The sequence below is a fragment of the Sulfurospirillum sp. SCADC genome (assembly GCF_000743525.1).
Classification (GTDB): Bacteria; Campylobacterota; Campylobacteria; order Campylobacterales; family Sulfurospirillaceae; genus Sulfurospirillum.
Window position 1 is genome coordinate 56904 of record NZ_JQGK01000006.1, and the last position, 11595, is coordinate 68498.

Annotated in this window: 12 protein-coding genes; 5 read left to right on the forward strand and 7 right to left on the reverse strand. The window is 40.9% G+C overall.

Annotated elements, in window-relative coordinates:
• Positions 1-45: 45 nt before the first annotated feature.
• The 3 genes from JU57_RS05210 to JU57_RS05220 form a co-directional block, all read right to left on the reverse strand.
• A complete protein-coding gene (locus tag JU57_RS05210) occupies positions 46-603 on the reverse strand; it encodes a hypothetical protein (RefSeq protein ID WP_051906625.1) in 558 nt (185 codons plus the stop codon).
• Between the two features lie 52 nt (positions 604-655).
• On the reverse strand, positions 656-1486 hold the full coding sequence (locus JU57_RS13705; RefSeq protein WP_051906627.1) for a nucleotide-binding protein: 831 nt from the start codon (positions 1484-1486) through the stop codon (positions 656-658).
• Between the two features lie 391 nt (positions 1487-1877).
• Positions 1878-2783, reverse strand: a complete 906-nt coding sequence (locus JU57_RS05220) for a DMT family transporter (RefSeq protein WP_037957864.1) — start codon at positions 2781-2783, stop codon at positions 1878-1880.
• Positions 2784-2848: 65 nt separating this feature from the next.
• Here JU57_RS05220 and JU57_RS05225 point away from each other — a divergent pair, with 65 nt between their 5' ends.
• On the forward strand, positions 2849-3511 hold the full coding sequence (locus JU57_RS05225) for an arylesterase (RefSeq protein WP_051906629.1): 663 nt from the start codon (positions 2849-2851) through the stop codon (positions 3509-3511).
• Here the strand turns inward: JU57_RS05225 and JU57_RS05230 are convergent.
• Positions 3494-3745, reverse strand: coding sequence for a hypothetical protein (locus JU57_RS05230; RefSeq protein ID WP_037957866.1), 252 nt, complete (start codon positions 3743-3745; stop codon positions 3494-3496). The two genes, JU57_RS05225 and JU57_RS05230, sit on opposite strands and share 18 nt — an antisense overlap.
• A gap of 298 nt (positions 3746-4043) precedes the next feature.
• Here JU57_RS05230 and JU57_RS05235 point away from each other — a divergent pair, with 298 nt between their 5' ends.
• The 4 genes from JU57_RS05235 (at position 4044) to JU57_RS05250 (ending at position 7538) form a co-directional block, all read left to right on the forward strand.
• Complete coding sequence (locus JU57_RS05235) at positions 4044-5861, forward strand: DUF294 nucleotidyltransferase-like domain-containing protein (protein ID WP_037957868.1); 1818 nt, start codon at positions 4044-4046, stop codon at positions 5859-5861.
• A gap of 1 nt (position 5862) precedes the next feature.
• The gene (locus JU57_RS05240) at positions 5863-6474 is read left to right on the forward strand and encodes a 3'-5' exonuclease (protein WP_037957870.1); all 612 of its coding nucleotides are present in this window, start codon (positions 5863-5865) and stop codon (positions 6472-6474) included.
• A 508-nt stretch (positions 6475-6982) separates the two neighbouring features.
• A complete protein-coding gene (locus JU57_RS05245) occupies positions 6983-7210 on the forward strand; it encodes a ribbon-helix-helix protein, CopG family (protein WP_037957872.1) in 228 nt (75 codons plus the stop codon).
• Entirely contained in the window at positions 7197-7538 is a 342-nt protein-coding gene (locus JU57_RS05250) for a type II toxin-antitoxin system PemK/MazF family toxin (RefSeq protein ID WP_037957874.1), read from the forward strand. The genes JU57_RS05245 and JU57_RS05250 overlap by 14 nt, the downstream gene beginning before the upstream one ends.
• Before the next feature lie 41 nt (positions 7539-7579).
• Here the strand turns inward: JU57_RS05250 and JU57_RS05255 are convergent, their stop codons facing one another.
• From JU57_RS05255 to JU57_RS14045, 3 genes are all read right to left on the reverse strand, one after another.
• Entirely contained in the window at positions 7580-8782 is a 1203-nt protein-coding gene (locus tag JU57_RS05255; RefSeq protein WP_037957882.1) for an ATP-binding protein, read from the reverse strand.
• Between the two features lie 121 nt (positions 8783-8903).
• Positions 8904-11099, reverse strand: a complete 2196-nt coding sequence (gene metE / locus JU57_RS05260) for a 5-methyltetrahydropteroyltriglutamate--homocysteine S-methyltransferase (RefSeq protein WP_037957884.1) — start codon at positions 11097-11099, stop codon at positions 8904-8906.
• A 97-nt stretch (positions 11100-11196) separates the two neighbouring features.
• Positions 11197-11553: a hypothetical protein gene (locus tag JU57_RS14045; RefSeq protein ID WP_294876047.1), complete on the reverse strand. Its 357-nt coding sequence runs from the start codon at positions 11551-11553 to the stop codon at positions 11197-11199.
• Positions 11554-11595: the final 42 nt, after the last annotated feature.

Sequence of the window (11595 nt, forward strand, 5' to 3'; positions counted from 1 at the left end):
GAGGCTTTACATGTAAACATGAGCGCTGAGTTCTTATTTATTTCATCAATCTTTTTCTATTTTTCCATTTAAAACATTTAAGTAAATTTTATTACTACTTCTCATTGCACCACAATATATAAAATAATAGTTTTCGCCCCTTGTTTTTATTGTTGATTGTCCCCACGGTCCAAATTTTTCAAAATCTTTTAGTGTACATTTTCCTTGTTTGATCAATTCTTCAGAAGCTTTTATCATTACATCAGAATATTTTTCAAAATCATCAGAGTTTTCGATATATTTTTTAACAAGAGAATTAGATTCAATTATTTTTTTAACAGGTTTTTCAGCTGATAGAGCATTTACCGAGACCCAGCGAGCGACAGTACCATCTACTCCTTCAGACCATCCATCATAGTATTTTGAAACACGCGCATAGTTGTTTTTGATTTCTAAAACAGTAACAGTCTCATATTTTCTCACTTTTCCTGTTTCTTTGCCTTTATCGCTCGCCGAAAGCAAAACTTTGGCAGAATCACTTTTAACATAATTTTCTCCAAGTTTTATTCCTGCTGAAAACAATGTTGTTGTGAATAACACTAAAAATATAAGTATACTTTTCATTATTTACGCCTTTTTATTTAAATAAAGAATCTTATAATATGAAAGCATATAATTAAATACTATCTTTGCTTACGCTATAACCTGAAGCTTTAAGTTCTTCTACAAGTTTATATTGCCAACCCCCATGTTCATCCATTTGTGTATAAACTAGACCACTTATATCACTAGGTGTTTCGACTTTATCTTTTACTAATGCCATAGTATTTTCTCTTCCAAGTCTTGCCATCAAATAACCATGTTCTAAAACTACATTTTGTCTAGCCCGCGATTTAAGTTGATTAGGTGTTTTCCCACCCACATCGCAAGCTGTATATAATACAACTCCAAAGCCCACTTCATTTGACAATCTTTCTATTTTTTCAATTATAGTATTCCCTTTGCTTGGTTCATCTCGTAATACAATTGGTTCTAATCCTAATTTTCTTAATATCTCCGAAACTTGGACTATTGCTAATTCATCGTGCCCATGTACTATGAATACTTTAGTTTTAGGGGTATTATCTGATACATTAATGACATTTACTGTTATATTTTCGAATTTTGTAGTTACTAAATCGAATGAAATATTCTTATCCCATTCGTTTACCCTATCCATTACTGATTCAATTAATGCTTTTGAATCATTTATAGCTTTATGATATTTATTTAATTCTGTAGTGCCTCCCCAAACTTTATCTAAACCTTGTTGTTGTGGATTGTCGATAAATTTTAAATCTTTATGTTCATTGAAATATTTAGTCATATGAGGAATAGATTCTAAGGTGTATTCAATTTTTCTATACCATTTGTCATATTCTTGATTACTATTTGGTTGATAAGCTGGTAATGTATCTGCTTTTTGTAGTAAATTATTTAATTTTTCTAATAACTCAATTTTTGTCATATTTATATTTCCTAAAATAAAATCTAATATTCTACTTCAATAACTATGAAAATTATATACGATTTTAAGAAGAATAGATTTATAGATTTATTTTTTCAAATTATTTAGAAATTGATAATTTGCATAAGCGATCACTTAGTAGACTCACAAAAAACATAGTTGAAAATTGGAAATATTATATAAAATGAAATTAGCTATAAAAGAAGAAGCCAGAAAAATATAAAGCTTCTGGTATTAACTTTTCTCCTTTTTTTGTATTAGGTTGTGTAAGAAGATTGCAAAAGGTAGCTTGATATCGTGTAAAGTGTTTTATTCTGCGATGAGATATATGGGGCATTATGCTTTATTTAGATTTAAGCACAACTTTTATTATGAAAAAAAGATTTATATGCTAGATGAATCTCTCTTTTGCACGAAAGCGTGGCAGTTGCGAGACGATAATCCCTCCGAAAATGACAAAGCTTGCCATCATCTCTGTTTGGCTGAGTACTTCGCCTAAGAAAATATACGCGAGAAGAACCGTGAAAACGGGAATGAGGTTGACAAAGACGGAGGCACGTGAGGCTTCGATGCGGCTTAAGGCTAGGTTGAACATGCCATACCCTCCGAGCGTCACGACGATGCCGAGGTAACACAACCAGCCGAGCGCCTCCCATGAAAGCGTGAGTGGCACGCCCCATGATTCCCAAACGGCTAATGGAAAGAAGAAGAGCATTCCCACAAAGGTTTGAACGGCGGTGAGGAAGAGGGCGGAAAAGCGTTGGCTGAGGTAACGTACTGAGATGGCGTACCATGTTCCACAGACCATCGCACAAAATTCTAAGAAATTGCCCAAAAGGGGATTGCTCGCGTGTTCACTGCTTTGTGCGCCAAGACTGAGCCAAACAGCTCCTGCTACGGCTAAAATGGAGCCTACGACGATGCGTTTGCTCAGGTACTCTTTGAGCACAAAACTTGCCGCGATGGCGGTCATGAGTGGCATCATCGAGGTGATCATGCCTGCTTGGGACGCGGTGGTGAGTTGCAAGGCTTTGGCTTCAAAAATGAAGTAGAGACACGGTTCAAAAAACGTCAACAGTAAGATGTACTTCACATCTTTTTTGGTAAATTCAAGCTTGGAAAATTGCTTAATAAAATAGACAAAGCAGAGGCTCGCAATTGCCATACGACCGAACATCGCGCTCATGGGTCCTAACACACCAAGGACGGCTTTAAGGGCGATAAAAGAGCTTGCCCATGTGAGCATAGCGATGAGTAAAAATACAATGCCGATCAAATCAATACGTTCTTGCTTCATTCCGTAATCTCTTTTTGAAAAAGTGTGTGCCATTATATCTTTTGTTTGCTAAAACGAGTAGTATAGTGTACAATGAAGCCATGGAACTCTTTAACGTACGCAATCTCATTCTTATCATTCTGCTGATCGTTGGCATCAACTACTATAAGAGCACGCAAGAGGTCAATCCTCAAAGTCTCTCGTTGCCGCTTGATACCAAAATCCTTGCCTTTGGCGATAGCCTTACCTACGGTTATGGCGTCACACGCGACAAAAATTACCCAACGGTTTTGGGCGATCTTTTACATGTAAACGTCATCAACGAAGGGGTGAATGGAGAACTAAGTGAGCAAGGTCTCGCCAGGCTCGCCTCTGTTTTAGCGCGTCATAAGCCCGATATCTTGGTGCTGTGTCACGGAGGGAACGATATTTTACGCAAAAAAGATTTGACGCAAACGAAAAGTAATCTCGCTGAAATGATAAAAATGGCAAAAGAGAAGGGCGTTTATGTCCTTTTAGTCGGCGTTCCGACCTTTGACATCTTGACGTTTAACGTGCCTTCGTTTTACTATGAGGTCGCGAAAGAAAATGGCATCGAGATAGAAGATAGCAGTCTTAAAAAAGTGATGGATGGCGAAAATCTTAAATCCGACCAAGTCCATCCCAATGCTGAAGGCTACGAGTTGATGGCGAAAAACATCGCTAAAATACTCAGCGAAGAGTACCACCCCTCAGCGAAATCGTTTTAAAATCCCCTTTAAATACTCCTCTGCCAATGTTGCGATCTCCTCGTCTGTAAGGGTGATCGGCTCGGTTTGAGAGGGAATGTTAGTGAGAAGGACAGAGAGTTGTGTGCAGGTTTTAAACAGCTCCTCAGGGCTCATCGAAACCATTACATGTAAAACATCGTTGGGGAGATTTTTGGGTTCTAATTGATGCAGGGCGGTAAGCTTGGCTAAAAAAGTTTCAATGGTAGGATGCAAACGTTTTTCCTTATTAGACTTCTTTCATAACCCATTGAAAAAAGAGTATCGCTCATAGCACATCACTTTTTGAAACTAAAAACATCGCCATAGCTTCGGCTATGACTCAATTTTGAGTTTTAAAAATTAACGCACTCTGAACAAACTCTTTATCTTTTCAAGGGTTATGAAAGAAGTCTATTTTTTGTGTGCAATTATGCCACATTCTTCGTTGATCTTTCCACTTATTCTTTACATGTAAGCATTTTTTGGCTCGCTTAGCGTTACAATCAAAGCTACTCACTTTAAGGGGCTTTGCATGAGCATGCACGATTTAGAGGCGTTTTTGCGCTCCATTCATCCGTTTCAACTGCTTTCAAAAACAGAGATGGCGAAAGCCATTGGCGCGATGAACATTGCTTACTACAAAAAAGAGACGCTGTTGCTCTCTCCTTCAAAACCTGCGGAGTTTTTGTACATCATCATCAAAGGTGAAGTCGGAGAGTTTCATGAGGAAGAGCTCCTTAAAGTCTACAGCAAATCCAACTCATTTGATGCAGACGCGCTCATCTATGCCAAAAGCGAAAACAGTTTTAAAGTGCTTGAAGAGCTCATCTGTTATGAGCTTAAAAAAGAGGATTTTCTCTCACTTTTGGACTCCAATACAACGTTTAAAGCCTATTTCATCCAAGACCTTGCCAATAAAATCCAATCCGCCAAAGCCAAAGAATACACCACCGAACTTTCAGGATTTATGATGGCGCGCGTGCAGGACAGCTATTTGCATGAGCCGACCATCGTGGAAAAAGAGTGTTCCATCATGGAAGCACTGCGCCAAATGGAGGCAAAAAAGAGCAGTTGCATCATCGTGCGAAGTGGCGAAGGGTACGAGTATGGCATCGTCACCGACAGTGTCGTGCGCCGCCACGTGCTCTTTAACGAATACGACAAACACGCCGCCATCGGCCCCATAGCGCTTCATCCCATCATCACCATCGAGGCGGACGATTATTTGTTTAACGCGCTCCTCTCCTTTACCAAGCACTCCATCAAACGTATCGTCGTGACGCGCGATGGCGAGATCATCGGTATTTTAGAGCAACTCGATCTTCTCAGCTACTTTGCCAATCACACCTATCTCGTCGCCGTTCAGATCCGCAAAGCGACCACGATTGACGAGCTCAAACAAGCCAGCAGCGATCTTATGAGCATCGTGAAAAAGTTACATGTAAAAGGCACGAAGGTTGATTATATTGCTAAATTGATCTCTGAGATTAACGAAAAAATTTATGAAAAACTCTATGCGATGATACTCCCAGAAGCACTTGCTAAAAAAGCGTGTTTGATCGTCATGGGCAGTGAAGGGCGCAAAGAACAGTTGCTCAAAACCGACCAAGACAATGCGCTCATCATCGATGATGCCATGGATGCAAGCCTTTATACGCCGTACATGCAACGCTTCACGCAAGCGCTCATCGACTTTGGGTTTCCGCGCTGTGAGGGCAACATCATGGTTTCAAATCCCTATTGGTGCAAGCATAAAAGCGCTTATCATAAAGAGATCGTACGATGGTTTGATGCTCCTAGTATGGAAGATGTGATGAACCTCGCGATCTTTTTTGATGCGATCCCTGTAGCGGGAGATGCGTCGATGTTGCGCAGTCTCAAAGCAGAGGTCTTTGAGCATGTGGAAGAACAGAGTCCTTTTTTATCAAACTTTGCCAAAGCTGCAATAGCGTTTGAAACGCCCATCGGTATGTTTACCAATCTCATTGCGCAAAACAATAAAATCGATGTCAAAAAAGGGGGAATTTTTCCCATCGTTCAAGGCATTCGAGCCCTTGCCTTGGAGCATAAAATTGAGCCAACCGACACAGTAACGCGCATCAAAAAGCTTGCCAAATTCGACATCATCGACGCAGATTTTGCAGGTGCTCTCATCGAAGCACTCGACACACTTCTTAATTTACGCCTCAAAGAGCGCTTGGCACGTGGCGAAGAAAAAGGACTCGATAACTTTGTTAGCATCGAAAACCTGAACCAGTTGGAGCTAGAACTGCTCAAAGACAGCTTCAAAATCGTCAATAAATTTAAGAAGTTTTTGATGCACCATTTTAAACTTTCCATGGTCAGCTAGCATGTTCGCCTCTTTTTTTGCCAAACGCAATGCTAAAAAACTCAAAGATGAGCAGTACCGTTTTTTATTTGAGGAAGCCCCCGTTGGTGAAGTCGTGGTGTTCGACACCGAAACCACAGGGCTGAACCCCAAAAAAGATGAGATTCTCTCCATCGGCGCCGTGAAAATCAAAGGCAATAAAATCCTGATGTCCGAAAAATTTGAGCTCTTCATCAAACCCAGCCGCGAGATCAACGAAAAAAGCATTAAGATTCATCAAATCCGCAATGTCGATTTAGAACACGGCATCGCCCCACACGAAGCGATTGTCCAGTTTTTGCACTTCATCGGTTCACGCCCACTGGTCGGCTACTACCTTGAATTTGACATCAAGATGATGAACACCTACGTCAAACCATGGCTTGGCATCAACCTACCCAACCCCCAAATTGAAGTCTCAGGACTCTACCACGATAAAAAGATCAAATTCATCCCCGATGGCGTCATCGACCTGCGCTTTGATGTGATGATGAACGATCTTGGATTGCCCATCTTTGGAAAGCATGACGCACTTAATGATGCCGTGATGACGGCGATGATGTATATTAAATTGCAGAATATTGGGAAGGTGTAGGGAGTTTTTTGCTTTACATGTAAAGGTTATTTACGATTCTACCGCTAATTTTCTATTATGTTAAATTTGAAAGCCAACTAGCTGTTCTTTGCATTAAATTCTTACATTCACCAGCGTATCCAAAGATCAGTGTTTTCAAAAACTGATAGATGAAATAACAAATATAAAGAGCAAGCGCTAAAAGACTTCCTTCTGAGACCCAAATAAAATATGATGGAAAAGTCAGTAATTTTGCTAAACCATAAACAAAGCTATTAAGGATTATTAAACCAATGAGTAGCAAACATACGAATCGTAATTCACATTTTAAAAATGACCACATTTAAATCCTCCATTTTAAGGCTTTTATTTGGCTTTACATGTATATTTGAATTGTAGTTAGTCAAGACTTAAAAGATGATAGACCACGAGAGGCAAACTTTTTCTCTCGTGATGAACGCCTAATATGCTATCTCTTTTTTCAAAACAGTATGCTATACTACTGTATTACAAACTACAAGGAGACAATATGACAGCAACCGTACGGCTTGATGAAGCACTAGAACTAAAGCTTGAGCGCATGGCAAAGACGTTGCACAAGAAAAAAAGCGATGTCATTCGTGATGCGATAGATTTTTATGCCAGTAGTGTTGAATCGGAAAAAAAATCACGTATACTTTTAGCCGTAGAAAAAACAAAAGAGGCAGACAAAGCTCTTTATACGAGTGTTGAAGGAACGTTGAATGACGGTCTGTAAGGGCGAGATTTGGCTTTTGAACCTCAATCCTAGCAAGAAAAATAATGAAATGGGCAAAACAAGACCTGCGGTTGTGTTTCAAAACGATGAGCTCAATCAAAGCGAGTATCCTACCACCATCATTTTTCCGCTGAGTACGTCACTGATTGATGATGCAGAGCCGATTCGTATGCGTGTTTCAAAAAGAGACCAGTTAGAGCAAGACTCCGACATTGTTGTAACGCAAATACGTGCCATTGACAATGAGCGTTTCATCCAAAAACTGGCTGTCTTAACACCCCAAGAGCTTCAAAAACTAAGAGAACTCTTTGAGGAAGTCACACTCTAAATAGCGTTACATGTAAAACGAAGATGGAGCAAAAACACGCCTTAATAAAAAAAGCTAAACGGCAGTGCCACGCATCGCTCATTCATCCACAATACATTTTCTCCCATATAAAAAACGACCCCAAAAACATCGAGTGAACCGCTTTTTTGAAAATCGATGATGTGTTTAAAATCACTGGTATCGACCTTGGAAGAGGATTTGACTTCGATGGCAATGATGCGACTATTTTGTTTGATGATAAAATCAATCTCCCTTTTATCATTGGTTCGATAATGAAATAAATTGGTCGGTTGAGAGGCGAAAGAGATATGTTTTAAAAGTTCATTGCACACAAAGGTTTCAATCAATGCACCCTTGTAATGGGAAGCTTCTAAGCTCTCTTGTGAGTTAATGCCTAAAAAATACGAAGCAATGCCCGTATCATTGAGATAAAGTTTGGGGCTTTTGACAAATTGTTTTCCAATGTTTTCAAAATAGGGGCGAACCAGTTTGATTTGAAAGGTTTGCTCTAAGATAGAGAGGTAATTTTCAATGGTTTCAACTCTCACGCCGACCTCTTTTGCAAGGTCTGATTTGTTAAGCATAGTGGTACTTCGAGGTGCTAGGACATGTAAAAATCTAAAAAAGCTATCGATGTCACGAAGTTCTGCTAAATCCCTCGCATCTCTTTCAATATACGTACTCACATACGAAGCAAACCAAAGTTTTTTCTCCAAAGGCGTTTCCAGTTTTAAGCTCTCAGGGTAACCTCCTGTGATCACATCATCCATTATCTCTTTATGGGGTTTAGGTGTCACATCAAACGCTTGTGCAAAGAGTTTATCGATGATATTTTCTTCTGGCTTACCTTCACGCTCTTTAGCACTCAAGGGAAACAGATCGACTTCGATAATACGACCAGCCAACGTGTCTTTGGTTTGCTTCATATCTAAGATGTTGGCACTGCCAGTAATGAGAAAATCTCCATTATGACGTGATGTGTCGATGTAGAGTTTCAGCGATTCTAAAAGTTCGGGTGCTTTTTGAATCTCATCGATGCAGACGGGCTTTTTAAGATTTTGAATAAAAAGATTGGGGTCAGCTTTGGCACTCACTCTCGTGGAAACATCATCCAAAACGGTATAGTTTTCACATAGATTTAAAGCGAGTGTGGATTTGCCTACTTGCCTTGCACCTTTGAGTAAAACAATAGGTGAGATTTTAAGGGCTGTTTTCAAAATGGGCTCTAAACTTCGTTTTAACATGGCAAACTCTTTAAAATAATTTCGTATATAATAGCATAAATAACACTATTATAATAGGATAAATTATAAAAAAGAGTCTGTTTGATATGCCACGAGAGGAAAATTCCCCTCGTAGTTATTTTTAGCGCGCTAAATGCACCGCTTTAATCATATTGGCAAGTGCCGCTTTGGTTTCACTCCATCCTCTGGTTTTAAGCCCGCAATCGGGGTTGATCCAGAGTTGTTCTTTGGGGAGCACGTGCAAGAAGGCTTTGATCTGCTCGCTCATCTCCTCCACACTGGGTACTCGAGGCGAATGGATGTCGTAGACACCGGGTCCAATTTGCGCTTTGTAACCCACTTTTTGGAAGACTTTGAGCAGTTTATTGCCACTGCGTGAAGTCTCGATGGTGATGACATCGGCGTCCATGCGCTCTATCGTGTCGATGATGTCGTTGAAGTTACTGTAACACATATGGGTGTGAATTTGGGTTTGATCCCATGCGGTTCCCACGGAGGCTTTAAAGCTCTCGACGGCCCATTTTTCATAGGCTTTGATCTTTTCATCGCGTAAAGGATACCCCTCTTTGAACGCCGCTTCATCGACTTGAATGATCTTGATATCGTGACGTTGAAGCTCATCGACTTCTTCGGCGATAGCGGTGGCAACTTCGTAGGTGACCTCACTTTTAGGGATGTCATCGCGCACAAACGACCAGTTTAGAATCGTCACGGGTCCTGTGAGCATGCCTTTCATCGGCTTGTCGGTTAAGCTTTGTGCGTAAACCGTCCAGTCAACGCTGAGCGGCTGTTTGCGACTCACTTTGCCGTATAAAAGCGGTGGCTTAACACATCGGCTTCCGTAGCTTTGCACCCAACCGTTTTGACTAAAGGCAAAGCCTTCTAAGAGTTCGCCAAAGTACTCGACCATGTCGTTGCGCTCAAACTCACCATGTACTAAAACATCCAGTCCAAGTTCTTCTTGAAACGCCACGCATGCTTTGATGGACTCTTTTAAGGAGCTTTCGTACTGCTCGCGTGAAATTTCCCCTTTTTTATAGGCATTGCGCACCGCTCGGGTCTCTTTAGTTTGAGGGAATGAGCCGATGGTGGTGGTAGGAAAAAGCGGCAAGTTCAGCGCTTTTTGTTGTAAGGCAAAACGGGTAGCGTAAGGTGATCTGGTGTAGGCAATGCCACTAGTTTGAAGTGGTGGTACTTTTTGGGTGCATGCACTTATTGTTGGTTTTTCTTTCTTCTTCCAAAGTGTATTGATCTGCTCCAATTCTACTAGTTTTTCAAGGGCAAAGCTGAGACGACTTTTGACTTCAGGAGCTAATTTTTCTTCAAACTGCGTTGAAAAAGGTACATGTAAAAGCGAGCATGAGGTGGAAAGGATGATATGGTTGTCATCGATTTTTTCGCTGATTTTTTCTAACAATTCATACGTTTTTGAAATATCGTTTTTCCAAACATTGCGCCCATCAATCACGCCAGCAATCAGCACTTTATTGTTTACATGTAAAAGGGCATCTAGGTTTTCTTCCCCATACACAAAATCAAGTCCTATCGCCCAAATAGGGCAATTTCCTAAGATTTCCACCGCTTCATTGGCACGATCAAAATAGGTGACAACGGCGATTTTAAGTGTAGTGCTTACCGTGCCTAAACGCTCATACGCGATTTTGAGTAGGCTTGAAAATTTTGGCTCTAAGGTTTTGGCAAAGAGTGGCTCATCAAACTGCACGACGATGTTTTCGCCTAGACTCTCAATGGCTTGAAGGACTTTGACATACGCTTCAAGAAGATCATCGAAAAGTGAGAAAACATCGCTTCCATCTATCATATTGCAAAGTGCTAGAAAGGTTAAAGGTCCAATTAGATTTATCTTTGGATTCAAGCCTAGCGCTTTGGCTTCGATGTACTCATCGGCAATTTTGGAAATATCAACGTTAAACGCCATATGCGCGTGAATCTCAGGAACGATGTAGTGGTAATTGGTGTTAAACCACTTGGTCATCTCCATCGCAGCGCGATGCTCGTCCCCTCGTGCCATCGCAAAATAGCGCGCCGTTTTATCTTCGATGCCTTGGAAACGTGGTGGAATGGCTCCTAGCATAACGGTGGTGTCAAGCATAATGTCGTACAGACTAAAGTCATTGCACGAAATAAAATCAATATGACGCTCTTTTTGGTAGTTCCAATGGCGCTCACGTAAGGTTTTGGCAACGGTTTTGACCTCTTCAAACGAGGAGTTTCCCACCCAATAAGCCTCTAATGCAAATTTGAGTTCACGTTTTTCCCCAATGCGAGGAAACCCTGTAACGTAGGTTTTTGACATACTTTTCCCTTATAGGTTTACACATCAAAAAAGCATTGCTTTTTTGAGAAAATTAAGCCAGCTTCAATGCGTGGCAAAGCGCGTTGGTGAATGGTGGTCATGATAAAGGAAAAAATGGAGGGTGGATGCCTGATCGGCGGAAGCTAAAATAGCGGCAGTTACAGTTGTTTTTACGTCTTATTTTGGCACGTTTGATGGCGGAATGGGCGCGCTTTGCGAAGAGCCTGCTGCATTTACACAGTCTGGAGCGATAATGGAAAAGGGAGGCGAAAAGGGTTGAAAGAGCAGGTGGTGGGTCATCTTCCACCTCTTGGGGTTCACAGGTATAGGCAAAAAGTCGGGCGGTGTGCTGTAGGCGTGCATGTTGGCGTTTAGTTTTGTATTCGATGGTCGAAGCTTGAATCGAAGCGAGCTTAAAGTAGCCCTTTTTGCCAAAGCCCAGAGGCAGTCTCACCGGGAGCACGTCCTTAATTTTGATGACGGCATTATAGCACAA